The organism is Enterococcus sp. E5-162, from assembly GCF_035725965.1.
In the GTDB taxonomy this organism is placed as follows: domain Bacteria; phylum Bacillota; class Bacilli; order Lactobacillales; family Enterococcaceae; genus Enterococcus_B; species Enterococcus_B lactis.
Map to the genome: position 1 here is coordinate 1 of NZ_JAPRFV010000016.1, position 24,503 is coordinate 24,503.

Sequence of the window (24,503 nt, forward strand, 5' to 3'; positions counted from 1 at the left end):
CCACCTTCGGTTGCACGGTACACTTGGCTACGAGACACCGGTTGGTTACCGTAACCAGAGATTGGCGCAGCGAATCCTTGATAATGAGCTCGGATGTGCTAACGCTAGCGAGGCAGTCTAACTTTAATTGTTAGCTCCTGCCGAAGATCGTCACATCCGAGGAGGCTCATTGTCAAGGACAATCGGAATAGCATACGGAAAGAAGTTCTGCACCTTATAAAATTTTTCAAAAAAACTGTTGCCATTCCAAAACGCTATATTTAAGATTTCAAACAACTATATTAATAGGAAGAAAATTTCATTTTTCCTCTTAGTTCTATAAAAAGTGTGGCTAATTTGAGGCAAAATATTAAATTAAATTTGCCACAAATTAATGGCTCCACTATTATTTTAAATCAAGAAGTAGTAAATAATCTTATTTTTTACTACCAGACTGTCTTTAGATATTAGCTTTTCGTCACCCACTACAGTTGACATAGACCCACAAAAAACTTAAAAACCTTGCGATGTAAGACTGGCACGGAGAAGACCAATCTATCATCACAAGGTAAGAGTATTCAAATCTTATTGAAGACTCAAATAATAACAAATTTTAATTAAGGATAGTAATATCATAGATTTTTCTAGAAGTTTCTTGAGGTGAAATTTTCGTTACCTGTCTTTTATCTTCTAAGAAATTACCTTCTTCAAGTGAAGTGGAGAGACCACTCCAAGGTTCCAAAGCAATGAATGGACTTTTATTAGTTGTAGACCACAGAATCAAGTTCGGAAAATCATCAAAATCTACTCGAAGACCTTTACCAGACTTCCTTGACCGAAGCGTTACGCTACGAGACTTGAGCTGGTCAAGTGTAATGGCATCATGGGAAAAAAGTGAGTAGTCCAAATCGAGAATTTTTTGATTTTCCAAAAAAGGTGTCCGATCTTGCAAATCTAATAATCCTGTCTCAGGAAAACTCTTTGGTATCGAGCAAGACTCAACCTCACTAAATTCAATATAATAATCCTCATAGTTTTCACCTTCTACTAAAGGACTATTGAATGCTGGATGGGCTCCAATAAAGTAAGGCATTGTTTTTTCCATTTCCAAGTTCGTTACCTGAAATTCGGTTCTAATTGATTTACCATTCAAGGTATAAACAACTCTCAGTTCAAACTGATATAGGTAATTATCAAGCATCTCAGCATTTGGTTTAATACTAAAGGTCACGCTATTATCATTGACTTCTTCCAGAATAAATTCTTCTTTTCGAACAAAACCATGTCTACGAATAAGACCTGTAAAAAAGGGTCTTTCTTGAGGTCTATAAATAGCCCAATCATTTCGTAAACTACCACAGATAGGAAATAGAATAGGCGCCTGTCCATTCCAATAATTTGGATCAGCTTGCCAGAGATACTCTATCCCATCCTTGTCTTTAATCGAAGTCAGTTGACCACCAAGTGTTTTAAACTGAACAGTAAGATACTCGTTTTTTAATTCGATAGTCACAACTAATTCCTTTCTTTTTATTATTGGAAAGGCAAATAATTTACCTCGAAGTGAATAGTCTCACGTATTTCTACATCGAGTGATTGTAAAAATTCCCATTCAAATGCTGATAACTCTAAATCAGAATGGCAAATCCACTCTTTTCCAGTTGAAACATACCATTTACCACATTTTAGCAACGGGGTAGCTTCAAGCTCAGGAATCATAGGACAATCTTCGAAACTAACAATATATACCTTTTCAAAGCCTGGTCTAAATAAGTGTTGTACTTTTTCTAAAGTATCGGATAACAATTTTTTACATTTTCAAGTAATATTACTCTATCACTTGAGTTTCTGCTACTTTCTTATACCAATGAGCTGATTTCTTAGGATAGCGTTCTTGCGTGTCAAAGTCTACATAGAATAGTCCATAACGTTTTTCGTATCCGTTTGACCATGAGAAGACATCCATAAGTGACCAGATGAAGTAACCTTTAACATTTGCACCATCCGCAATTGCGTCTGATAAAACTTCCAAGTGTTTCTTCACGTAATCAATACGACCATCATCATAAACGGTATTATCTACAAACTCATCTTTGTATCCAAGACCGTTTTCAGTGATGTAAATCTTCTTGTAGTTTGGATAATCATTTTTCACTCGCATGATTTGGTCATACAAGCCTTCAGGATAAATAATCCAGTCCCAATCCGTTCTAGGCACATAATCTGGTGCGATTCGGCGACCAACACCTTTAATCTGGTACTTAGAACTTCCTTTTTCACCCTTACCATTGTGAATGATTTCAGTCTCACCATCAAAGGCTTGCATCCAATCACTCATGTAGTAGTTGATACCAAGGAAATCGTTCAAATCTTTAGCTGCTTCAAGTGCTTGGAAGTCTTCATCACGAAGATCAAGTTCTCCACCATTTTCAGCTAGGATGTGGTTGACCCCTTCCATCGTTTTATCTGAATAGTGTCCAAGGTAGGTTGCATCCAAGATAAATTTGTTATGGATGATATCTTCTAACTCAGCGGCACGAACATCTGCTGGATTTTCTGGATCATAAGGGTATTTGGTTGGCAACGCATGTACTACACCAATTTCGCCTTTATAACCTTTATCTTTATACAATTTCACAGCACGTGCATGAGAAACCATCATATTGTGGTGTGATTGGAAGACTTTGGCAAGATCATATTGAATGCCTGGAGGGAATTTACCAACCAAGTATTGACCATCTCCAATTGGGCCAATTTCATTGAAAGTTGTCCAGTAGTTTACTTCTGGGAACTCTTCAAAACAGAAAGCGGCATAATCTACAAAGTGTTCTATATTTTCGCGGTTTAAGAAATCTCCATCTGAGTGAAGAACTTCTGGTGTGTCAAAGTGGTGCAAAGTCACGAATGGCTCAACATGACGTTTGTGGCACTCGGCAAAAAGATTATGGTAGAATTCAACACCTTTTTCATTTACTTCGCCATAGCCAGTTGGGAAAATACGAGACCAGGCAATTGAAATACGAATACCATTAACGCCATATTTTTCAGCTAATTCTAAATCAACAGGATATTTATGGTAAAAATCACTTGCAGGCTCTGCTGTGTACCAATAATTGTCTTCAAGATACTTATCCCATGCAACTGGGCCTTTACCATCCGTGTGAGTCGCACCTTCTGCTTGATAAGCAGCTGTAGCACCACCAAAAATAAAATCTTTAGGAAGTGTTTTAGTCATAACTATAAATCCTTTCAAAAAAAGCATTTGAGACGATATTCTGAGTTCCGGAAACCAAGGAAATGAAATGCAATGATATGGTTAACAATATTATAAGGAATTGAAAGAATAATCTCGTCTCAAATAACTTTTACAAATTTATTAATCAAACTGTTGTTGAACAAATGCAAGAGCACCTTGTCCATCACGTGTCAATTTGATATATTGAGCTCCTTCAGTTTTTGCAAGTTTAATGCCCAATTTATCCGTTTCAGCCTTCATATCATCGAAGTTTGAAGCGACCTGTGGAGCCAAGATAACCAAGTCAAACTCTGGCAACATTTCACGGTGAGCACCGTAACTACCCGCTGCCGCTTTGACTGGAACATTGTATTCTGCTGCTGCTTTGTTCAAGGCATTGGCAAGCAAGCCACTTGTACCTCCACCTGCACAAAGAACAAGGACATTAGTTTCTTTTGTGATATTATTGTTTGCTGCTACATCTTCTTTAGCAACGCCTGCTTTTCCAAGAACGGCATCTGCTTTAGCAGTATTGAAGTTTGCAGCTACTTTTTCTTTAAGAGCATCGTTTGTTTTACCAGAACGTTCTTCTTCAAGAATTTGTTCATCGTATACCTTAACAAATGGGTAATAAATGATAGTATCAACAACTACCAAGAGTCCGGCTAAGATAAATGATAGAACTTGGAAGTTAGTACCGAGTACAATTCCCAACGGACCAGGAGTAACCCATGGAAGGTTGGCAGAGAATGAGTTCATGTTCAATGTGTCAACAAAGAATTTAAAGATCCAAACGTTGACAATCGGAGCGAAAATGAACGGTACAAAGAAAATCGGATTCAATACGATTGGTGCACCAAATAAGATTGGCTCATTAACCCCAAAGAATGTTGGAACAACTGAGGCACGTCCGATGGCACGGTTACGTTCTGATTTACAAATCCACATGAACAAGAATGGAACAATCAATGTAGCTCCTGTTCCACCCATGGTAACAATAAACATTTGAGTACCAGAAGTGATAACTTTATCTGCATGTTGTCCAGCTTGGATAAGATGCAAGTTGGCATCGATATTGGCATAAGTGATAGCAGCGATTGCTGGTTCGACAATTGAAGGACCGTGGATACCAACAAACCAGAAGAAGGCATAAGCACCAAAGATAAGTGTAATTCCAAGGTAACCATCTGCAGCTGAGAAGAGAGGAGCAAGAAGGGTACCGATTGATTCTGCAACGGTTACACCAAGAGTTCCCTTAACAATGAGTTCAAATCCATAAAGGAGAACAACCGCTACAGTGAATGGAATCAAGTCTTTAAATACTTGAGAGATATTTGGTGGAACCTCTTCAGGCATACGAATAGTAACATTATTTTTCACACAGACCTTGTAAACATTAACTGTCACAAAGGCTGCAATAAATGCTGTCAAAAGACCTTTTGTTCCCGTGAAGGCTGTCAAGAAGCCTCCTTCTTTTGCAGGCTCAGCTGCCATCAAAAGGAACCCTACCATAGACGCTAGCATCGTAGATAAGAAGTTAATCTGATTGGTCGCAGGTAGGTCACGGTTCATTGAGTCCGTCAAAGCTTTAGCGGTAGTACCACCAACAAAGAATGCTAGGATACCCATCGAATAGCTATAAGGAGTCATCAAGAAGGTCTCAATGTCTTTTGACCAGTGGAATCCCCAAGCATTTGGGACATAGGCAATAAGGATAAAGATAGATGAGAAAAGGATGACTGGCATACCAGCGATAAATCCATCACGAATAGCACGAAGATAGATGTTTCGAGAGATTTTCTCAAAGAACGGTTTCCCTTTCTCAATAAGTTCAATGAGTTTATGCATTATTTTGCTCCTCTTTTATAAAGTTCGATGAGGTGATGAATCACATCTTTTAATAAGACAGTAGTCATTAAGTGGTCCTGACCATGCATCATGGTAACGCTGTATGGAAGTTCCTCCCCAGAAGCTTCTCGAGCCAACATAGCTGTCTGAGAATTGTGAGCCTCTGCAATACAGCTTCCTGCTTCTACTACAAGACTATCTGCCTTAGCGAAATCACCATTTTCAGCCGCTTTAAGCGCTTCTAAAAGTTTAGAGCGAGCATCTCCAGCATAAGCAACAATTTCAAACCCTAAGAGAGTCATCTCTTCTCTGTTCATAACAATATCCTCCGTTTTATGTTTTTACTATACTTTATCAGTCCATGGACTAGCTGTTTTAACAAGAACTTTGTTAAGTTCATCAATATTTTCGAATCCAGTAGTACGCAACCATTCACGTGCTGCTTTTTCACCTTCTTTGATGTAAGGTTCTACAGATCCTGCCCAAGTAGCACGTCCACAAAGCACACCATTAAACTTGGCACCTGAGTCGTGAGCAAATTGCAATGTTTCTTGGAACAATTTAGCAGATACACCTGCACTTAGGTAGATGTATGGAAGGTTAGTCGCTTCTTCTTGTGCTTTAAAGAAGTCAGCAGCTTCAGCTTTACTGTAAACTACTTCACCATCAGCAAAACCTTCGACATATTTAACGTTAACTGGTACTTCTACTTTAAGAACATCAATGTTAAAGCGTGGATCAGAGAAAACTTTCATCGCTTCAATGACTTTGCGAGGTTTCACTTTTGCATATTCAACAGAACCTGCATCTGAGATTTCTTCATCATAAGCAAGGATTTCCAAGAAGAAAGGAATATCTTCAGCGACACATTCAGAACCAACACGTTCAATATAAGCTTGTTTTTGTTGGTTAAGTTCATCTGAGCTGTCTACATCATAGTAAAGCAAGAACTTAACGGCATCAGCGCCTTGCTCTTTGATACGTTTTGCAGACCAAACATCCAAGCAGTCAGGCAAACGTTTTGTACTTGATGTATCATAACCTGTTTTTTCATAGGCAAGAAGAAGACCTGCTTCTTTATCCAATGCTTTTGTTGCTGGAAGTCCATATTCAGGGTCAAGCAACATTGAAGAAGCGTATTTTGTAAGTTCATCAGCAACCAAAACCTTTAGTTCTTCCATTTGAGCTACAGTTGGTTCTGTATCTTGATACTGTGCCATCAAACGTTTCAAAGCACCACGTTGGTCAAATGCCAAAGCTGAAATAACACCGTTTTTATCTGAAATTTTTTCCAAAGATTTGCGTTTCTGTTCTGTAAGTACCATTTTTATACCTCTTTTACTCCAATTTGTGAGTTTAGTGTTTCGTAATTAGTCATATTCACATGCCCTGTCATTGTTTCTTGAGCATTTAACATACCCAATGTCATCGCATGTTTTAATAAGTCAGCGTCACTTTTTTTACTATTTAAAGCTGATGCAATACCAGCTACCGTTGAGTCCCCTGATCCGACTGGATTAACAACTGGGATATCAGGAATATCTACCTTATAGAAAACATCACCATGTTTTGCAAAGGCACCGTTTCGACCTAATGAGACCACTATCCATTCGATACCACTAAAAAGTGACTCTTTAAGAACGTCTTTGAGTTCTTCAATATCTTTTGTTACTTCTTTTCCAAGCAACTGTGAAAGTTCCTCATTATTAGGTTTGATGGCAGTAGGTTTAGCCGACGATTTTAGAACTGTTTCAAGAGGTGCACCTGAACAATCCAAAACGACTGCTACTCCTTCATCCGAAGCAAGTTGGATAAGTTTTTCATAATAATCGTTGGGAAGTCCTGAAGGTAAACTTCCTGAAATTGTCACAACTTCTGATTGTTTAATAAGATTGCTATAGTGGTCAAGAAAGCCTTCTGCTTCTTCATGAGAAATTGTTGGTCCTTGTTCCAAAATTTCTGTTTGGTTACCCTCGTGTAAGATAGCAATACAGTTTCTAGTGTTTCCTGAGATTTTATAAAAAGCTGGACTAACAGGAGATTGTTCTAATTCGCTTTCAATAAATTCACCAATTTTACCACCTAAGAAACCTGTAGCAGTAACTTTATCACCAGATTCATACAAGACTCTAGTAACATTTAAGCCTTTTCCACCAGCTGTCTTACTAACATCTTTCACCCTATTCACTGTATCAATTTTCAATGTTTCTAGAGGATAAGAGATGTCTACTGAAGGATTTAGTGTGACTGTCAGAATCATTTGTTATACCTTAATCGTGGTAGTCACCACGGTCCCATCTTTCAAGGAATTCTGTAAAGAAATCTTCATCTGCTTGATGTGCATTATGTGTTTCAACGTGTTCGATTTTTGCAATCAATTTTTTATTTTCTTCTGTTGGTTTGTACTCAGCTTCAATGAAAGCTTCAATGATGTCATTCATAAGAAGACCACCAGTAATCTTTCCACCGAAACCGATAACATTCGCATTTAACTCTTCTTTTGCATATATAGCTGATGTCATATCACGAACCAACGCTGAGCGAACACCTGGAACTTTATTGACTGCATTGTTAATGCCGACACCTGTACCACAGATACATACTCCCAAGTCTGCTTGACCACTTACTACTGCTTCACCGACTTTTTTACCATAGATAGGGTAGTGAGTACGTGCGTGGTCATATGTCCCGAAATCAAGGACCTCATGTCCTTTTGATTTCAAGAATTCTGATACTGCCATTTTTTCATCTGTGACAATGTGGTCACATCCAATTGCGATTCTCATTCCTTAACTCCTTTTCTTAACACATTTTGTTAAGCATATCTACTCGGATTTGATGACGTCCGCCATCATATTTACCATTGACGAAACCTTTAGCGATGTTTTTAGCAAGCTCATCACCGACGATTTCAGCGCCAACCGTAATCATTCGTGAATTGTTATGTCCACGTGTCATATAAGCTGAGCGTTCATCTGAAACTTCTGCTGCAACCATACCTTTAATTTTAGTTGCTACCATGAATGGACCAGCTCCATAAGCATCAATTACAATACCTAAGTTTTGCTCATCTTTATTTACTTCAGAGGCAACTGCCAAGGTAACATCAACAAAATCTTGTCCGTCCTTAGTCACATCAATTACCTCAAAACCTTCTTCTACAAGAAAATTTTTCACAACATCTTTTAATCTCGTACCTTTGAGATCTGCACCAACAACAATAGCCATTTTGACCACCTCCTAAATTTTAGAAAGAAATGCTACGTAGAAGTAGAAAACATTTTGCAAAATGTTCGAAAAAACGTTTTCATCATTTCTTTGTTTATATAATATCAAGCATTCAAACAAAAAGCAACACTTTTTTGTTTATTTTTTGTTTTTTTTATTTGTTTTTTTAAAAAATAGATAACACCGTTAAATTATTGTTCATTTTTGTTCATTTAATCCATCACAAAATGGACGTGAAATATCTATTCAAGTATTACAAAAGTCTTTTACTTTCTATAACTTACTGATTAAGAGGTCCTACTTTATTTTCGTCTTATACAAAATCTGACCTAAGCTAATATACGTCAATCCTCTGTTCTTATTTCATCATCTAACATTTGTTTTTGTTTGAAATTGTTTGTTTTACCTTGAAAATATTGTCTTTTATGATACAATTAAAAGAGAATTATCTTTGGAAAAAAATTACTTTATGAAAGAAGGGTCTTCATATGAACAAAAAACGACGATTAGAAAAAATTTTAGATATGTTAAAGATTGATGGGACCATAACCATAAAAGAAATAATAGATGAACTAGATATTTCCGATATGACAGCCCGTAGAGACCTTGATGCTCTAGAAGCTGATGGACTTTTAACACGTACTCATGGTGGTGCACAATTGCTTTCCTCTAAAAAGCCACTTGAAAAGACACATATCGAGAAGAAAAGTCTAAATACAAAAGAAAAAATTGACATTGCTAAAAAAGCCTGCTCTTTAATCAAAGATGGCGATACTATTTTTATTGGACCTGGAACTACACTTGAACAACTGGCATTAGAATTGAAAGGTCGTAAAGGTTATAAAATTCGTGTCATTACAAATAGTCTCCCTGTGTTCTTGATTCTAAATGATAGCGAAACCATTGATTTATTGCTTCTTGGCGGTGAATATAGAGAAATAACTGGAGCTTTTGTAGGTTCAATGGCTTCGACAAATTTAAAAGCAATTAGATTTGCCAAAGCTTTTGTTAGTGCAAATGCTGTTACCCATAATTCTATTGCTACATATAGTGACAAGGAAGGTGTGATTCAACAACTTGCCCTAAACAATGCTGTAGAAAAATTCTTATTAGTAGACAGTACTAAATTCGATCGATACGATTTCTTTAACTTCTATAATCTAGATCAACTCGATACCATCATTACAGATAACCAGATTAGCCCTCAACACTTAGAGGAATTTAGCCAGTACACTACTATTTTAAAAGCGGACTAGAATTATGACTTATAAAAATATTGTTTTTGACCTTGATGACACTCTTTATGACCATCAACTCCCCTTTAAACGTAGCGTTGAGAAATGTTTTCCAACGATTGATATCCAACAAATAGATAACATTTACAAACGTTTCAGATATTGGTCTGATGTTGCTTTTCCTAAATACACGAAAAAACTCATCAGTATTGAGCAGCTTAGAATTTTTCGCTGTCAGAAGACTATGGAAGAATTTGGCATCGATAGTATTTCTAGGACAGAAGCTCTAGACTTCCAAGCTGACTATGAATATGAACTCGATCAGATTACGATGATTCCTGAGATACATCAACTACTGCTGGCTCTACATAAAAACCGCATCCCAATAGGTATTCTAACTAATGGCCCTGTTGACTTACAGAGTCGAAACTCCAAAATATTGGTGCCTATCAATATTTTGAAAAGCAAAATATCATCATTAGTCAGTCCACTCACGGAGGAGCTGCAGAAAATAGCTATGAAGGTAATGTAAAAAACTTACAAAGTTACCGAAATGTCCAATTATCTAAAAGGGCTATAGAAATTCTTAAAGAGGAAATTGAGTTAAATCACCAACATATGAGATTCAATCCTGATTATAAAGATAATGGATGGATTTTTACTTCCAAAAGTCGTCATAAACCCGACTATAATGGAACACCTCTTCATTATAGTGTCCTTAACAATTTCCTCAACTCACCTGAAAATGGAAAATTAAATCGAAAAGGTAATCCAAAACGAGCAGGAATTGATATTGATAATAAACTTAGTTTTAATAAACATATTACGACCCATATATTCCGTCATACGCATATTAGTTTCTTAGCAGAGTAAGGAATACCCCTAGAAGCAATTCAAGACCGTGTAGGGCATTCTAGAGGTAGTCGTGTAACAGAAATTTATTTGCACATCACTAAAAAAACAAAGTATCAAATTATACCTATCCTTGATACTCTTACACAATAAGTGTGGCAAATCTGTGGCAAAACATAAGAAAAAGGCTTGTCCATATTGGACAAACCCTTTATTTTCAAGCTTATATAACCTAATTAAGCTTTACCAGCTGATTAGAATAGGATGTTGCATGTTTTACTACGTCTTTTTCATAGAGTTTCACTAATTCGTCAAAATTTGGGTGCTGTTGTTTGAACGTATCATTATCAATGATAACAACATTTCAAGATCAAGTCCTAAAAAACCGCTATATTTGCCAAAATTCGCTTTTAAATAAGCAAATTCGTTCTCTGTAATAAATGGTGTATCTGTTCTTGGATAACTCAATAATTTTGCTTCATACAGTCCTTGCATAGCTTTTAAAGTTTGGCTCGCTGTCGCTTTATAAAGCTGATTGACTTTTGATTGCAAACTACTTAAAGAAAACGAACTCGGACTATTCGTTTTCTTCTCTTTGGTTTGAACATCAGCAATTATCCCCTCTTGATTGCCTATTTTAGCTTGTTTAGAAGAAACAAAAGCTAAAAAGCTCCTCTTGGGTTTTAAAACGCTGTGTGGGGCTTAGAACGCCCTTAAATGACCCTTGTTTTACTTAGCTTCCACCTCGAAAAAAGGTTCTTTTTTAAAATTCTCTATGGCTTCCTGGCGCTGAAAAATAAGGTATAAGGTGGGCGTTTGAACACGTCCTAGTGAAAATGTACTTTGTACGCCCTTCTGTTGTAAATTTAACGTATACAAAGGGCTTGCGTTCATGCCGATCAACCAATCGGCAATTTGGCGTGTTTGCGCTTCTTGATAAAAGGGATAGTAATTCATTCCTGGTTGCAAATTTTGAAAACCGCTTCGGATCACATCTTTTTCTAAGCTATTGATCCATAGTCTTTTAAATGTTTTATCTTTTGAAAAGGCATTTGCATTATGGATAATCGACCAGGCGATATTTTCACCTTCTCTGTCGCTATCTGTTGCAACAATAATTGTATTTGCCTTTTTGAGAAGTTCTGCAACAATTTTAAACTGCTTTCCCTTATCTTTTGCAACTTCAAAATCGTATCGATCAGGAAAAATCGGCAAAGATTCAAGTTTCCAATTTTGCCACTTTTCGTCATAATGACCTGGTTCTGCTAATTCCACTAAATGCCCAAAACCAAAGGTGATAAACGTTTCATCTGTAAATAGTGGGTCTAGCAAATAACTAGCTCTAAATATAAAAAACGCGATGAATAATCATAAATGTGATTGCTTCGTCGCGTTTTTTATTTTTGGCTGCTTTGTGTTGAAAAGCTTCCGCTTTTCTTCTAGCCTCAAGGGATAATTTGGTTAGATTCATGCTCATAAGCATCATTCCAATGTCAGTAGGTGCAACGTTCTTGCCTCTGACATGGGTTCTTCACATACCAAATACACCTTTCAATCGATCAAAAATAGTTTCTACGTCAATTTTGCATTGAGCGTAGAGGGCTTTTCCATAATCACTTTCAAGGCTATTATTTAAAATCGCTAAGGCGTGAAGGCAAATGCTGTTCATATCTCAAAACGGTTTTCTGACTCGCAATTTTTTCTCTTTGTCTTCCAAGTTGATTCCTAAGAGATCACCAACATGCGCCATCACCTTATGAAACTGCTTCTCAGTGATATGAAGATCATAATGGGCTGTCGAGGGAAATAACCACTCAGAATTGATATTTTCTTGGGCCAGCCAATCATGATATTGCAACAAGTCTTGCTGAACAGGCTTTAAATATAACGTGTTTGCTTTACCGGTCTTTTTATCATGAATAAAGGTTGCATTTTTGACAGAGCCGTCTGGATTATAGACATCTGATTTTTTTAATGTCATGACATCACTCACACGTAGTAGCGTGGCCTTACCAACTTGAAAAACGGTGTAATTTCGGCGACCAGCACGGAAACTATCGAGAAGTGTATCTTGTACCATCTTTAAGACGCTGGAGTCTTTGATGGGTAGGACAATTTGTTGCACCATGATTCATGTATACCTTTCTGAAATTAAATAATTAAATAAATAATTAATTAAATTGTTTATTTATTGATGACCAGGACCGTATTTCTAAACTTCTTTTATGGTTTATTATATCACTTAACAAAAAAACAGCCCCCATTATCTAGTCACTAGATAATGGGGGCTGTTTTAATCAGTTTTCAAAGGGGCGATTTTCTAATTATAGACCCTGAGTTAAGGAATGTACTGATGTTTTCTAGTATAGTCCCTAGTTTGATAATATTTATTGTATTTTTCTGTATTTAGTTATTCGATGATATCGAGGCTAATATGTCAGTCTTCCAAGCAGCCATTGGTTGGTATATCAATTTTTATAATCGCAATCGTATCTCAAATGTTGCCTAAGTAACTGAATAAAAATAGTCCAATTTATTGACTTCTGAGCAGCCGCTGAAGCTATTAAATTATTGAAAGGAATCAGCCTTTTAAAAAGTCAACAAAGAAATTCTGCTTTAAATCATATTAGGGTATCACAAATACTTTACAAATATGTTTTGCGTCGCATCAAAAGCCAGCAAATTAGACTTAGTATAGCAGAGATAATCAATACGGCTAAAACACCATAAGAAGACTTTTCAAACGGGACATGGACATTGATTCCCCAAAAGCCAAAAATAATTGCTGGAATAGTCAAAACAATTGATATCTCGGTTAGGGTTTTCATAATCATGTTTAGCTGATACGAAATCATATTGTTTATCATATTTTCCAATTTGTCCAAATATTGGCTGTAACTTAAAATGATTCTATCCATTGTATCACTTGTATCGTATAAATCATCAATTATTTTTTTAGTACTAAAATCAATATCGTCAATAGTTGTGAAATTTTTTTTAATGAAATCAAGCGCTTTATGGTTAGCTTTATAAGTTGTTGACAAAGCTATCATGTATTTTTGAAGAGTCAATAAATCACCAAACGTTGGTTTGAGTGAACCGGACGTTGATATTTCTGAGTCTAAATCATCAATTTTTTCCTTGACTCCACGAAGGTCGTTAAGCATCATATAGAAATCTTTTTGCATGATCTTTAAAAGTACTTCCTCCACGAAATGATTGACATCACGTAAAACCATATTGGATAAGAGTTCGGGAATGAATTTTAATTTTTGTTTTGTAAAAATTATCAACTTATTTTTAAATACCAAGAAAACAACAGATGTCGTCAGGGTATCTAGATGCCCACCTTCATGTACCTCGGGAAACAAAAAACTTACGAGCAAACTTTTTTCATCGTTCTTATCTATCATCGTGTCATATGCAACTCGATCATCAAACGTTAGTATATTGCCTATTTTAAAGTCATATTTATGTTCAGAAGATTCGATATATTCTCGTTCGTCACCATAAACATAAACAACAGAAGAATTTTTGATATTTGATTCTGACGAAACTAATAATGTATCTTTTGTTAAGGAATAAGTTTTCAGCATTGTAATCCTCCTGCTTTATATTTTTCTCAGAAATAAATGCGTAATTGTTGTGGAATAAATACGTTATCAGTTTTAAAAACATTTTGTCTTATGTATGATAACCTGCCAAAAATTTTATCTCACACATTATCTAGACAATCTTGTCTCCAGCTTCTAATGTATTATCTAATTTGTAATTATAGACCCTTTTTTTTTTTTCATATACTTTTTTGGCTTGTAAAACACCTAAATTTGTATACTCTCTAATCTTTTTGATAACTACTACGTCTTTCTTATTTTCCGAAATCATAGCTTTAATAATCTGTTGTTCTTCATCCGTCATAGACCGAATTTCTGGTTCTGTAAGAACTTCAATTAAGTTATCACTAAAATTAGATGAAACAAGAAAAAGTATTGCTAAAATTAAAAAAATATCATCATCGGTAAAAAAGTAATAAATAATAAAAAATAATGTAATACCATATAATACCCAGTTTAAATATTTATAGTTAAAAAAATTTAAAAACTTCACTTTATCTCTCTTTTCTATTTAAAATATCAAACAAACATTTTTTGTAGAAATCCTTTTTTCTGCTCTTTCAACAAATCTAACTTACGTTGATGAAGAACGATAGTGTCATCGGTTCTGTTGCGAAGTTTGAAAATCAAACGCGCCCTCTCTGAACTCCAAATATCTTAGGCTGTTATTCCCATTAATACCTTGATTTCAGTAGACACCGAAAAGCCGAAGAGCGTTCCATTTCTTCGGTTCTTTTTATATATTCCTCGAATGGTCTCCATGCCCTTAATCGTGGAAGAGGCTGTACGGAGACTTTGATAAAATTTATTTCGTCGTTTAATAGGTCGATGGTCTTGTTCTATTAAATTGTTAAGATACTTCACAGTTCGGTGCTCTGTCTTAGTATATAAACCCACACTCTGTAACTTTCTAAAGGCGGAGCCAAGAGAAGGTGCTTTATCGGTCACAATTGCTTTCGGCTCACCAAACTGTTTATGGAGTCGTTTTAAGAAAGCATAGGCTGCTTGCGTATCCCGTTTCTTTCGTAACCAGATATCTAAGGTTAAGCCGTCCGCATCAATTGCACGATAAAGATAATGCCAACGTCCCTTAATTTTGATATAGGTTTCGTCCATTTTCCATGAATAGAAGGATTGTCTATTTTTCTTCTTCCAAAGATAATAGAGGACTTTGCTGTACTCTTGTACCCAACGATAAATCGTAGTATGACAAACATTTATTCCACGATCATATAACAATTCCTGAACTTCACGATAGCTTAGATTGTAACGCAGGTAGTAACCAACAGCGACAATAATGACGTCTTTTTTGAATTGTTTGCCTTTAAAATGATTCATTACTCTGTCCTCTCTGTCTTTTTTCTCAATTTTTACACTAAAATAGATTTTTTGGAAAACTTTGCAACAGAACCGATAAAGAAATAGGGTTGGAAAATTATTATACAAAAACAGCATTGAAACATATCAAGGAAGAATTTGAAAGAATGAATCAACACACACCTTTTCAATATCCGATAGACTTCTTTTTCTTAGCTCAATACACTGGACATTATTGGGGAGAAGTAAAGACTGAAGACAATGGTTACGTGAATGCTTATATTGATAGAAATACTATAGTTTTTGATGGTCAAAGTTGGAAGATAAATCGCATAGATTCTGAAGGAGAGAACGTTGCTAAAATAGAAGTTACAAACGATAATATTCGTCCAACAAACAATTCGTATACATTTGACTCTTCTATCTTAGAGAGTCAAATAAAAAACAAAGAAAGTGATCCAATAGCTGAATCATTACAATTAAATGATCACAAGTACCAAAATATGTCTGTCATTTTCAGCAATCCTGCAATTAATTCGTTACTGTTATCTAATATGAGTGGAAAACCTGCTTTGGTTGTAACTTTAAATAAAGAAGATTCAATTTGGAAAATCAACACAGTAGAGTATGGATATTAATTTTGACAGGTGAATATTATGAATAAAGTAGCGTACGAACAGAAAGAAAAAGACGTTTTAAAACTACCATATTCCACAAGGTACCAGGCATTGAAGCAAGAGAAAATTCGGTTGAAAAAAATCGAGATTGCCGTTCCTGTAGTTATCAGGACAAAATAAAAAAAGACTACAACCAAATAAATGCTTCGTAGAAAGTATAAAATTTGCACGAGATGTCAAAGAAGCTATTTATTGCATTGGCCAATTTCAAAAAAGTGAATTTTTTCATGCTTGGATAGAATTTAAGGATCAGGACTATTGTTTTGATGGCACATTTCAAGCCTTCTATCCAAAAGAAAAATATTATGAATATCTAGGACTAAAAAAGCTTTATACGAAGTCTTCTGCAGAAATAACGGAATTGGCGAATAAGTATGAAATGCATGGATTGTATCCTGAAGACTGGCAAAAATTAAAAAGTCTACTTGTTAGTAGTTCGTCATGAAAGTTATAAAACCCGAACAACTTTTAAAAAGGAAGTTCGGGTTTTTTTATAGTGAATCAAGTAGCTTTGGTCTGTATTTATTGATATATGAAGACTCTAACGCATTTAAAATCTGATAAGTGGTTAGTTATCCGTTTAAACTGCTTGTAATAACAATTTGAATCTTTTTTTGTTCATTTAAACATTCCTTCTTTACAAACGAGAACATATGTTTGTATAATTGTAACGAATGGAGTGTTATTTATGATGGATTATTCAAAAGAGCCAGTAAATGATTACTTTTTGATCGATATGAAAAGCTTTTACGAAAGTGTCGAATGTATAGAAAGGAATTTAGATCCATTAACGACTGAATTAGTCGTCATGAGTCGAGCGGATAATACAGGATCAGGGTTGATTTTAGCTTCTTCACCAGCTGCAAAGAAAAAATATGGGATCTCTAATGTCAGTAGGCCAAGAGATCTACCTCAGCCATTTCCTAAAACGTTACATGTCGTCTCACCACGCATGAATCTCTATATTAAGCGAAACATGCAGGTAAACAATATATTTAGAAAATATGTAGCAGACGAAGATTTATTGATCTATTCGATCGATGAATCGATCTTAAAAGTGACCAGATCACTGAACCTTTTTACGACTGAAGGAACACGAAGTCAACGGAGAAAGAAGCTGGCTCAAATGATCCAGGAGAATATTAAAGAAGAGCTAGGATTGATTGCTACGGTAGGCGTCGGCGATAATCCCCTTTTGGCTAAACTAGCCTTAGACAATGAAGCAAAGCATAATGAAGGATTTGTTGCGGAATGGACGTACGAAAACGTTCCTGAAAAAGTATGGAATATTCCTGAAATGACGGATTTTTGGGGTATTGGCTCTCGAATGAAGAAAAGAATCAATCAGATGGGGATTATGAGCATTAGAGATCTTGCTAACTGGAATCCTTATACGATTATAGACTAGGTGTGATTGGCTTACAGCTGTACTTCCATGCTAATGGGATCGATCGAACAGATATAGCAATCCCACCAGAACCGACAAAAGAAAAGTCCTATGGTAATTCACAAGTGTTGCCACGTGATTATACTAGAAGAAATGAAATCGAGCTGGTTGTAAAAGAAATGGCGGAACAAGTAGCCATTCGTATCAGACAGCATAATTGTAAAACAGGATGTGTCCATTTAAACATTGGTACATCGATCTTAGAAACGAGACCAGGGTTCTCACACCAGATGAAAATCCCTATCACAGACAATACAAAGGAATTGCAGAATTATTGTCTTTTCTTGTTTGATAAGTATTATGAAGGACAAGAAGTCCGCCACGTCGGAATCACTTACAGCAAGCTATTTTATACTGATTCGCTTCAGCTGGATTTATTTAGTGATCCACAAAAGCAAATTGACGAAGAAAATTTAGATAAAATTATTGACAAGATTCGGCAAAAATATGGTTTTACGTCGATTGTACATGCTTCTTCAATGTTAGAAGGCGCTAGAAGCATTACTAGAAGCACACTTGTTGGTGGTCATGCGGGCGGAAATGGGGGAATTAAAAATGATTGATTACAATGATCGTGGTCGTTTAAAGTGGGCAGGGTTTTATTTATCTGATCATACTGAAGAGATCGATGCGGACAATGAGCAACGTACCAATCATAATTTGGCAAAAGAACAAATGACGACTGAAGATATTGTGAAAGTATTGAACGCTGCAGTCATAAAAAATAGATCAGTATGTATCCAAAAAGAAGAACGAAACGCTGAAGGATACTATCCATACGATATTGTTGGAAAGATCTTAGGTAGTGATGAGCTGGGAATCTACGTTGGAAAAGACAAAATTCACTACGACGAAATACGGCACATTGAATTTTACCAGGATAATAAGTGGAGTCGACTAGAATGAACATTATCCAGCAATATGAGCTAAAGTATATAACATGTATAGTTATATACAAATATTTAGCTTCGGTTGGTATAAACTTAATAAGTGACTTTTTGAGCCAAAAGTAAGGAATTACAAAAAGAGAAAGAAGAGAAGGAAGAATGAAAAAGGTATTATTTGCGGTTAGTTTAGTTGTTAATATAGCACTAGCAGGAGGATTATTTTATACCATTACAGAAATGAATAAGCTTGATGACCAACGGGAAAGCTTAGCAATCAGTAACGAACAATACAAAAGGAAGCTAGATGAAGCTAGCAGTACCAACGTGGACACTCAAGAAGCCGTAGAATCCTCTACAATTGTTTATAGCAATGAATCCAGTGAAACCCTAACAAATTCGGAAAGAAGCACAGCTCCAGCTACAGAAACTGTTTCTCAAAAAGCTACTATAACAATAGGAAGTAAAGTATTCACGTTTATAGTAAATGGCTTGACAATAGAACACGATTCTAGCAGAACAGGAAAAATGACCGAGCTTTCTCATGAGTTTCCAGTGATTGTTACTACTCCTAGTGCTACCCTTAACGGTATATTGGTGCAAGACAACAATGATAATAATTGCTATATAATGGTAGACGGTCAAACTCTATACAGAGGAACATACCAATAAATTTTGAGTCTTAATATGACTGATATTTATAAAAAATTCCTGATATTAGAACAAGAATACGCTGTCTTCAAATGTATAATATCACAATAGCACGATATAGCAATATTGTTATATCGTGTTTCATAATAATTAAGAGCTTTAAAATTAGTATTTATTAGATACTTAAAAGCTATTTTAGTATTGATAAATTGTTACCAGCAACAAAAAAGAAGTTACTTAGTGCTAACTTTTGAGCAACTGCTAGAGGAGGTAGGATATGGCTAATTATCCTGTAATTTTTATTGTATTTTCTAGAAATGTAATTATTCTCTTAAACATTCCAGCATATCCAAGTATATAGAAAATTTACGTTTTCTGTATAGTTGGATTTGAATTATAGCTATTTGTAATTTACTTCAATTATTTCGCTATAGCAGCTAATAACACTATAAAGACACATACAGCAACTCCTTAAATGGGTTTCGTATGTGTCTTTATAGTGTTGATCACTTCATATTTTAGTTGGTCAAAATCCTTATCATATGTAGCAATATATACCACTAAATTTACAGCATCTTTTTGATCAATAGCTAAAAGCTGTCCATTGATTTTCAAAAAGACAAAAGTAGCTAAGAAAGCAGTACGTTTATTTGCATTATGAAAAGGATGTTTCTTTATCAATTGTATAAGTAGGATAGCTGCTTTTTCATAAATCGAAGGATAAACCTCTTCACCAAAAGCTGAGGCTCGAAGTTGTCCTACACACATTTCTAAAGCATTCGCGTCCTTTACACCAATGGGTTCATTAGGAGAGTATTTTTTTATTTGGATCACATTCATTTTTATAACATCTTTGGCTTCTAGGTAATGAACACTCATTTATCGACAAGCTCTCTAAAAGTAGTATCATATTCAGTTAATGCTTGAGATATTGCTACATCGATCTCATCAGATAAGGTTTGTTTTTTTGTAATTGCTGCTCGAAGTTTTTCTTCATCTAAAAAAACCGTATCTCCAGGATTTAACCCATTTTCTTTAAGAAACTCCTTTGAAATAGTTAATACTACTGAATTCCCTACTTCTCTGAATTTTCTTTCTTTGATTGCCATAGTCTTCTCCCCTTTTTTGTTTGTATATACAGTATATACGCTTATTGATTTTAAATCAATCGTAGTCCCTCTCATGTCTAACTCTATAGAAAGATTGTTCTTTCTATAGAATTAAGAAAAACCAAAAAAATTTTTAGAATACAAACTGCTATCCCCTCGCCTATTTATATATACCATTTATTTTATATGATTATATAGAACCTTACATAATTTGTGTTTTCCAAAAAAAATATAGCATACCAATTGACAAACGTCCCTATAATTGGTATAGTCCAATCGTAGGGATACTCCTCTCTCCTACTTATTGAAAGGATGAATGACATGAAAAATACAGAAATATATCAAAAAATAGATACAATCATACTTCATATGCCCGATTATATAAAAGATTTTGTTCAAGATCGTGAAGATAAAGATCAATCACCTCGAACCACTTTAGAATATCTAAAAAATTATAAGCTCTTTTATGAATGGCTTCTGAGTGAGTCTATCGTTCCTGATACTTCAATCACCTCGATAAGACATTTAACTGCCTATGACCTAAACTTGTACAAATCTCATTTGAAACGTCGCGCAAAAGAAAATGTAAAAAAAGATACAACAAAAGCTAAGCTCGAAGATAATAATAACTTAGGCCTATCCACTTCTACTATCAATAGAAATATAACAGCATTGAAAGTTCTATTTAAATATCTTTCGAAAAGTTCCAATAATCCTCTAGGAAAACCATACTTAGACGATAATCCTATGGACCAGGTAGCAACTATCACAGATAAAACAACTTTAGCAGCTCGTGCAAATGCCATTGAGAAAAAATTATTTCTAGACGAAGATACACAAAATTATCTAGATTATATTGCCAATGAATATAAAAATACTTTGAGCAAACGAGCTCTGATCTATTACCATCGAGATGTAGAAAGAGACCTGGCGATCAATGCACTGATTTTAGGATCTGGATTGAGACTCTCCGAGGTTGTAAATATTAACTTAGATGATCTATCTTTGGATAAGAATAATGTGGTAGTAACTAGAAAAGGAAATAAGAGAGATGCGGTCAATATAGCAGCGTTCGCAATGGAATATTTAGCTAATTATCTAGCTATTCGGAAAGAAAGATATAAAGTGACAGAAAACGAAAAAGCATTATTTCTAGCAATTTACCAAGGAGAAGCCAAACGTATATCCGGTATTGCAATCGAACGGATGGTAGCAAAATATTCGAAAGGATTCAGAGTCCAAGTCAGTCCGCATAAACTGCGTCATACATTGGCTACTAGACTCTACCAACAGACGAATTCTTTGGTATTGACTGCCCAACAATTGGGACATTCAAGTACCAATACAACGACTTTATATACCCATATAGACAATGCGGCTACAATTGATGCATTGAATTCATTATAAAAAAAAGTCCAACTACAAATAGATTTCGTAGTTGGTTTTTTTTATCTCTAATCATGCAAAGATTAAATACCTAATTTAAATCCTTTTAAGGAAGCACCGATTTCATCTTCTGTAATTCCAATATATCTTTTAGTAATCGATTGAGAACTATGATTAAAAATAAACATTAAGGTAGCAATGTCTCTAGTTTTTTTGTAGTAGTGATACCCAAAAGTTTTTCTTAATGTATGTGTTCCTATATCATCTCTTCCTAATTTTTCCGCTATATCCGCATATATCTGATAGACACGATCCCTTGTTATATGTCGACCTTGTTGCCGACTTGGAAACAACCAATCATTTTCTTCTTTGCCTTCAGTATATAATAAAATCTCTTCTCTCAAATTATCTATGAAAATCGGTTTTCGCTTACCTGTTTTACGTTCAACAATAATAGGCTTACTTTTACCTCGTATATCTCCAACTTTTAATCCTATAATATCTGACATACGTAAACCATTATTGATTCCAAACAAAAATAAAAAACTATCTCTTTCCGGATTACTTGTTCTTCTTAGCCAAAACTGAAAATCTTGTATCTCTTCATTTGTCCTTAACGGTTGTACATTATAGCTCACTATTGTTTCCCTTCTTAAAAATATTCTGAGTTCATGATTATATATATACTTTACCATAATCATAAACTTATATACATACTCTGTTCAAAGTCAAGAAAATCAAGGGATTTAGTTTATGATTTTATATCATTTCAGTAACTCAGAATATTCCGACTTTTTTGTACAAAAAAATTAACCTTACTTATATGAAGATTCTAAGCTCTTATTTAAATTTTAGACGGGCAGTTTATCCGTAGAAGTTCTTAGAATAGCTAATTTACATAATTAAATTATATGGAATTTAAGTTTGAACAATATACTAAGAACTCCCCTTACTATAAAGTGAAATAAATTAGCATATGAATAACCGTGCTACCAAGCTTTTCATTAATAAAATATTTTTATTAATATTTTATAACTTTACGCAAGATCATAATTTTGTCTGTGTAGATATTTCATTATATCACTAAAGATAATAAGATTTAATGACCTCATTAATATTGTTTGCTAGGTCCAAACTCTTATTAAACTTTCTTTGCTATAAAACCCAAACATAGTAATAAAAGAATAACTTATTACCTTTAAATTATACTACCAACAAATGGTAGTATATTATTAATTTATATAATATGAAACCTAAAATATAGTAGTATGTTAATTTATACTAAATTAAATAAAGTACTACCTTTAATAGGTAGTACTTTATTATCAAGCCATTATTCCTTCTTCTACTAGTTCTTTTTGTCACATAATTTTGCAATCAATAAATGTTGCGCAATAAGTATAAGAATTCCATTTTCTAAATTTGAAAGGTGATCCATAATTTCATGTTCAAGTAGTTTATTAATTGTCCACTTGTCGCTTCATCTAAAAATTTTATAGGTTTTAGGAATGCTATTCGCTTATTTTAGGAAGATTTTAACTGTTTGCTGTAGATATATATCATACTAGTATCGTAATAAAAGTACTCTAAAACAAGAATTTTCAAATACGCAAAATTAAGTACGAAAGAGTTGAAACAAATTTGGAGAAAAATGAGCATAGAATGTCTAATGAGTTAAATAGACCTAAAAATTATCTAAAAGTGGAGCAAAATTAGGAATTACAAACAAAACACTAAATTAGTTTATATAATTTTCCGTAATATTTAATATATATGAAAAGGAAAACGTAGAAAATTACGTCTACGTTTTCCTATTTAGTTCTTATTTTTATTAAATTTTATATTTGCTCTTTTCACTTTTCGGAATAAATTAACTGTGACTCTTGATACCTTCTTTTATATATTGCTAATGTATTTTCTCCATTGCTATGAAAATAGAATCAACATATTTATAATATCTATCTAATCTATTTTCATTTAACCGCAGCATCTTATTAAATAACGTGTAAATAAGAATATAAAAGTTATTGAACTAATTAATAAAGATAGAATCATCGTAGTTGGATACGTAGATGAAACCTCAACTATAGTTCTTTTTCCCGTACTTTTAATAGACACTAAACCATTGTCATTTTCTATAGTGCTCTTTTTCCCATTTACTTTCACAACTGTTCCCCAATAATTGAATACAGGTAATGTGATATTTTGCTCATCGGCATCTTCTACTGTATAGACTATTTGGTTCTGTTGCGAAGTTTGAAAATCAAACGCGCCCTCTCTGAACTCCAAATATCTTAGGCTGTTATTCCCATTAATACCTTGATTTCAGTAGACACCGAAAAGCCGAAGAGCGTTCCATTTCTTCGGTTCTTTTTATATATTCCCCGAATGGTCTCCATGCCCTTAATCGTGGAAGAGGCTGTACGGAGACTTTGATAAAATTTATTTCGTCGTTTAATAGGTCGAGGGTCTTGTTCTATTAAATTGTTAAGATACTTCACAGTTCGGTGCTCTGTCTTAGTATATAAACCCACACTCTGTAACTTTCTAAAGGCGGAGCCAAGAGAAGGTGCTTTATCGGTCACAATTGCTTTCGGCTCACCAAACTGTTTATGGAGTCGTTTTAAGAGAGCATAGGCTGCTTGCGTATCCCGTTTCTTTCGTAACCAGATATCTAAGGTTAAGCCGTCCGCATCAATTGCACGATAAAGATAATGCCAACGTCCCTTAATTTTGATATAGGTTTCGTCCATTTTCCATGAATAGAAGGATTGTCTATTTTTCTTCTTCCAAAGATAATAGAGGACTTTGCTGTACTCTTGTACCCAACGATAAATCGTAGTATGACAAACATTTATTCCACGATCATATAACAATTCCTGAACTTCACGATAGCTTAGATTGTAACGCAGGTAGTAACCAACAGCGACAATAATGACGTCTTTTTTGAATTGTTTGCCTTTAAAATGATTCATTACTCTGTCCTCTCTGTCTTTTTTCTCAATTTTACACTAAAATAGATTTCTTGGAAAACTTTGCAA

The 24,503-nt window shown here is 34.7% G+C and carries 25 protein-coding genes and 4 pseudogenes; 9 read left to right on the forward strand and 20 right to left on the reverse strand.

All coding sequences use genetic code 11. The annotated features are described in order from the left end of the window. Positions 1 to 121: pseudogene (locus OZZ83_RS13015) on the forward strand (IS3 family transposase); the annotation flags it as partial. Between the two features lie 471 nt (positions 122 to 592). On the opposite strand, the gene OZZ83_RS13020 reads toward OZZ83_RS13015, so the two are convergent. From OZZ83_RS13020 to lacA, 9 genes are all read right to left on the reverse strand, one after another. After that, positions 593 to 1,492, reverse strand: coding sequence for an aldose 1-epimerase family protein (locus tag OZZ83_RS13020; RefSeq protein WP_002303235.1), 900 nt, complete (start codon positions 1,490 to 1,492; stop codon positions 593 to 595). 20 nt (positions 1,493 to 1,512) lie between these two features. Further along, positions 1,513 to 1,785 carry a DUF3884 family protein gene (locus tag OZZ83_RS13025; RefSeq protein WP_002305107.1) on the reverse strand — a complete coding sequence of 91 codons (273 nt, stop codon included), beginning with the start codon at positions 1,783 to 1,785 and terminating at the stop codon, positions 1,513 to 1,515. 22 nt (positions 1,786 to 1,807) lie between these two features. Then, complete coding sequence (lacG, locus tag OZZ83_RS13030) at positions 1,808 to 3,214, reverse strand: 6-phospho-beta-galactosidase (protein WP_002290548.1); 1,407 nt, start codon at positions 3,212 to 3,214, stop codon at positions 1,808 to 1,810. Positions 3,215 to 3,355: 141 nt separating this feature from the next. Then, positions 3,356 to 5,062 carry a lactose-specific PTS transporter subunit EIIC gene (locus OZZ83_RS13035; RefSeq protein WP_002290549.1) on the reverse strand — a complete coding sequence of 569 codons (1,707 nt, stop codon included), beginning with the start codon at positions 5,060 to 5,062 and terminating at the stop codon, positions 3,356 to 3,358. Beyond that, the gene (locus OZZ83_RS13040) at positions 5,062 to 5,379 is read right to left on the reverse strand and encodes a PTS lactose/cellobiose transporter subunit IIA (protein WP_002290550.1); all 318 of its coding nucleotides are present in this window, start codon (positions 5,377 to 5,379) and stop codon (positions 5,062 to 5,064) included. Before OZZ83_RS13040 ends, OZZ83_RS13035 begins: the two co-directional genes overlap by 1 nt. A 27-nt stretch (positions 5,380 to 5,406) precedes the next feature. Continuing rightward, entirely contained in the window at positions 5,407 to 6,387 is a 981-nt protein-coding gene (gene lacD / locus OZZ83_RS13045) for a tagatose-bisphosphate aldolase (protein ID WP_002290551.1), read from the reverse strand. Positions 6,388 to 6,389: 2 nt separating this feature from the next. After that, positions 6,390 to 7,322 carry a tagatose-6-phosphate kinase gene (lacC, locus tag OZZ83_RS13050; RefSeq protein ID WP_002290553.1) on the reverse strand — a complete coding sequence of 311 codons (933 nt, stop codon included), beginning with the start codon at positions 7,320 to 7,322 and terminating at the stop codon, positions 6,390 to 6,392. A 10-nt stretch (positions 7,323 to 7,332) separates the two neighbouring features. Further along, entirely contained in the window at positions 7,333 to 7,848 is a 516-nt protein-coding gene (gene lacB / locus OZZ83_RS13055) for a galactose-6-phosphate isomerase subunit LacB (RefSeq protein ID WP_002290554.1), read from the reverse strand. Positions 7,849 to 7,864: 16 nt separating this feature from the next. Beyond that, entirely contained in the window at positions 7,865 to 8,290 is a 426-nt protein-coding gene (gene lacA / locus OZZ83_RS13060; protein ID WP_002290555.1) for a galactose-6-phosphate isomerase subunit LacA, read from the reverse strand. A gap of 488 nt (positions 8,291 to 8,778) precedes the next feature. Between lacA and OZZ83_RS13065 the strand changes: the two genes are divergently transcribed. Both OZZ83_RS13065 and OZZ83_RS13070 read left to right on the forward strand, forming a co-directional pair. After that, entirely contained in the window at positions 8,779 to 9,546 is a 768-nt protein-coding gene (locus OZZ83_RS13065; protein WP_002290556.1) for a DeoR/GlpR family DNA-binding transcription regulator, read from the forward strand. Between the two features lie 4 nt (positions 9,547 to 9,550). Further along, entirely contained in the window at positions 9,551 to 10,057 is a 507-nt protein-coding gene (locus tag OZZ83_RS13070) for an HAD family hydrolase (protein ID WP_002305103.1), read from the forward strand. Positions 10,058 to 10,618: 561 nt separating this feature from the next. On the opposite strand, the pseudogene OZZ83_RS13075 reads toward OZZ83_RS13070, so the two are convergent. The 7 genes and pseudogenes from OZZ83_RS13075 to OZZ83_RS13105 all read right to left on the reverse strand — a co-directional run. Beyond that, a pseudogene (locus OZZ83_RS13075) lies at positions 10,619 to 10,741 on the reverse strand (zeta toxin family protein); the annotation flags it as partial. Further along, positions 10,681 to 10,845, reverse strand: a complete 165-nt coding sequence (locus OZZ83_RS13080; protein ID WP_162010749.1) for a hypothetical protein — start codon at positions 10,843 to 10,845, stop codon at positions 10,681 to 10,683. The pseudogene OZZ83_RS13075 and the gene OZZ83_RS13080, both read right to left, overlap by 61 nt. Beyond that, a pseudogene (locus tag OZZ83_RS13085) lies at positions 10,840 to 11,652 on the reverse strand (DNA topoisomerase); the annotation flags it as partial. The gene OZZ83_RS13080 and the pseudogene OZZ83_RS13085, both read right to left, overlap by 6 nt. Positions 11,653 to 12,049: 397 nt before the next feature. Next, the gene (locus tag OZZ83_RS13090) at positions 12,050 to 12,505 is read right to left on the reverse strand and encodes a tyrosine-type recombinase/integrase (RefSeq protein ID WP_002303240.1); all 456 of its coding nucleotides are present in this window, start codon (positions 12,503 to 12,505) and stop codon (positions 12,050 to 12,052) included. A 517-nt stretch (positions 12,506 to 13,022) separates the two neighbouring features. Continuing rightward, entirely contained in the window at positions 13,023 to 13,973 is a 951-nt protein-coding gene (locus OZZ83_RS13095; protein WP_002303241.1) for a magnesium transporter CorA family protein, read from the reverse strand. 130 nt (positions 13,974 to 14,103) lie between these two features. Continuing rightward, the gene (locus OZZ83_RS13100) at positions 14,104 to 14,484 is read right to left on the reverse strand and encodes a hypothetical protein (protein ID WP_325066087.1); all 381 of its coding nucleotides are present in this window, start codon (positions 14,482 to 14,484) and stop codon (positions 14,104 to 14,106) included. 164 nt (positions 14,485 to 14,648) lie between these two features. Further along, positions 14,649 to 15,329, reverse strand: a complete 681-nt coding sequence (locus OZZ83_RS13105) for an IS6-like element ISS1N family transposase (RefSeq protein ID WP_002319817.1) — start codon at positions 15,327 to 15,329, stop codon at positions 14,649 to 14,651. 89 nt (positions 15,330 to 15,418) lie between these two features. On the opposite strand from OZZ83_RS13105, the gene OZZ83_RS13110 reads away from it, so the two are divergent. The 5 genes and pseudogenes from OZZ83_RS13110 (at position 15,419) to OZZ83_RS13130 (ending at position 18,988) form a co-directional block, all read left to right on the forward strand. Further along, complete coding sequence (locus OZZ83_RS13110; protein ID WP_224446568.1) at positions 15,419 to 15,946, forward strand: hypothetical protein; 528 nt, start codon at positions 15,419 to 15,421, stop codon at positions 15,944 to 15,946. 18 nt (positions 15,947 to 15,964) lie between these two features. Continuing rightward, positions 15,965 to 16,105 (forward strand): hypothetical protein, encoded by a 141-nt coding sequence (locus tag OZZ83_RS13115; protein WP_002343078.1) that lies wholly within the window; start codon positions 15,965 to 15,967, stop codon positions 16,103 to 16,105. A gap of 568 nt (positions 16,106 to 16,673) precedes the next feature. Then, a pseudogene (locus OZZ83_RS13120) lies at positions 16,674 to 17,995 on the forward strand (Y-family DNA polymerase). Continuing rightward, positions 17,988 to 18,338 (forward strand): hypothetical protein, encoded by a 351-nt coding sequence (locus OZZ83_RS13125; RefSeq protein WP_002290348.1) that lies wholly within the window; start codon positions 17,988 to 17,990, stop codon positions 18,336 to 18,338. The pseudogene OZZ83_RS13120 and the gene OZZ83_RS13125 overlap by 8 nt, the downstream one beginning before the upstream one ends. A gap of 140 nt (positions 18,339 to 18,478) precedes the next feature. Beyond that, a complete protein-coding gene (locus OZZ83_RS13130; RefSeq protein ID WP_002295345.1) occupies positions 18,479 to 18,988 on the forward strand; it encodes a hypothetical protein in 510 nt (169 codons plus the stop codon). Positions 18,989 to 19,438: 450 nt separating this feature from the next. Here OZZ83_RS13130 and OZZ83_RS13135 read toward each other — a convergent pair whose 3' ends face one another. Together OZZ83_RS13135 and OZZ83_RS13140 are read right to left on the reverse strand one after the other, a co-directional pair. Beyond that, positions 19,439 to 19,846, reverse strand: coding sequence for a type II toxin-antitoxin system death-on-curing family toxin (locus tag OZZ83_RS13135; protein WP_002307501.1), 408 nt, complete (start codon positions 19,844 to 19,846; stop codon positions 19,439 to 19,441). Next, a complete protein-coding gene (locus tag OZZ83_RS13140; RefSeq protein WP_002295764.1) occupies positions 19,843 to 20,076 on the reverse strand; it encodes an addiction module antitoxin in 234 nt (77 codons plus the stop codon). The genes OZZ83_RS13135 and OZZ83_RS13140 overlap by 4 nt, the downstream gene beginning before the upstream one ends. Positions 20,077 to 20,397: 321 nt before the next feature. Between OZZ83_RS13140 and xerS the strand changes: the two genes are divergently transcribed. Continuing rightward, positions 20,398 to 21,483, forward strand: coding sequence for a tyrosine recombinase XerS (xerS, locus tag OZZ83_RS13145; RefSeq protein WP_002295762.1), 1,086 nt, complete (start codon positions 20,398 to 20,400; stop codon positions 21,481 to 21,483). Between the two features lie 62 nt (positions 21,484 to 21,545). Here xerS and OZZ83_RS13150 read toward each other — a convergent pair whose 3' ends face one another. Together OZZ83_RS13150 and OZZ83_RS13155 are read right to left on the reverse strand one after the other, a co-directional pair. Next, positions 21,546 to 22,100 (reverse strand): tyrosine-type recombinase/integrase, encoded by a 555-nt coding sequence (locus OZZ83_RS13150; RefSeq protein WP_002318477.1) that lies wholly within the window; start codon positions 22,098 to 22,100, stop codon positions 21,546 to 21,548. A gap of 1,656 nt (positions 22,101 to 23,756) precedes the next feature. After that, positions 23,757 to 24,437 (reverse strand): IS6-like element ISS1N family transposase, encoded by a 681-nt coding sequence (locus tag OZZ83_RS13155; RefSeq protein ID WP_325066088.1) that lies wholly within the window; start codon positions 24,435 to 24,437, stop codon positions 23,757 to 23,759. Between the last annotated feature and the right edge of the window lie 66 nt (positions 24,438 to 24,503).

Coding starts and splice junctions, on each gene's coding strand:
- OZZ83_RS13090 (WP_002303240.1), bottom strand. CDS start 12,505: ATGGTGCAACAAATTGTCCTACCCATCAAAGACTCCAGCGTCTTAAAG.
- lacA (WP_002290555.1), bottom strand. CDS start 8,290: ATGGCTATTGTTGTTGGTGCAGATCTCAAAGGTACGAGATTAAAAGAT.
- OZZ83_RS13035 (WP_002290549.1), bottom strand. CDS start 5,062: ATGCATAAACTCATTGAACTTATTGAGAAAGGGAAACCGTTCTTTGAG.
- xerS (WP_002295762.1), top strand. CDS start 20,398: ATGAAAAATACAGAAATATATCAAAAAATAGATACAATCATACTTCAT.
- lacC (WP_002290553.1), bottom strand. CDS start 7,322: ATGATTCTGACAGTCACACTAAATCCTTCAGTAGACATCTCTTATCCT.
- lacB (WP_002290554.1), bottom strand. CDS start 7,848: ATGAGAATCGCAATTGGATGTGACCACATTGTCACAGATGAAAAAATG.
- OZZ83_RS13155 (WP_325066088.1), bottom strand. CDS start 24,437: ATGAATCATTTTAAAGGCAAACAATTCAAAAAAGACGTCATTATTGTC.
- OZZ83_RS13070 (WP_002305103.1), top strand. CDS start 9,551: ATGACTTATAAAAATATTGTTTTTGACCTTGATGACACTCTTTATGAC.
- OZZ83_RS13125 (WP_002290348.1), top strand. CDS start 17,988: ATGATTGATTACAATGATCGTGGTCGTTTAAAGTGGGCAGGGTTTTAT.
- OZZ83_RS13135 (WP_002307501.1), bottom strand. CDS start 19,846: ATGAGTGTTCATTACCTAGAAGCCAAAGATGTTATAAAAATGAATGTG.
- OZZ83_RS13105 (WP_002319817.1), bottom strand. CDS start 15,329: ATGAATCATTTTAAAGGCAAACAATTCAAAAAAGACGTCATTATTGTC.
- OZZ83_RS13115 (WP_002343078.1), top strand. CDS start 15,965: ATGAATAAAGTAGCGTACGAACAGAAAGAAAAAGACGTTTTAAAACTA.
- OZZ83_RS13095 (WP_002303241.1), bottom strand. CDS start 13,973: ATGCTGAAAACTTATTCCTTAACAAAAGATACATTATTAGTTTCGTCA.
- lacG (WP_002290548.1), bottom strand. CDS start 3,214: ATGACTAAAACACTTCCTAAAGATTTTATTTTTGGTGGTGCTACAGCT.
- lacD (WP_002290551.1), bottom strand. CDS start 6,387: ATGGTACTTACAGAACAGAAACGCAAATCTTTGGAAAAAATTTCAGAT.
- OZZ83_RS13065 (WP_002290556.1), top strand. CDS start 8,779: ATGAACAAAAAACGACGATTAGAAAAAATTTTAGATATGTTAAAGATT.
- OZZ83_RS13140 (WP_002295764.1), bottom strand. CDS start 20,076: ATGGCAATCAAAGAAAGAAAATTCAGAGAAGTAGGGAATTCAGTAGTA.
- OZZ83_RS13130 (WP_002295345.1), top strand. CDS start 18,479: ATGAAAAAGGTATTATTTGCGGTTAGTTTAGTTGTTAATATAGCACTA.
- OZZ83_RS13040 (WP_002290550.1), bottom strand. CDS start 5,379: ATGAACAGAGAAGAGATGACTCTCTTAGGGTTTGAAATTGTTGCTTAT.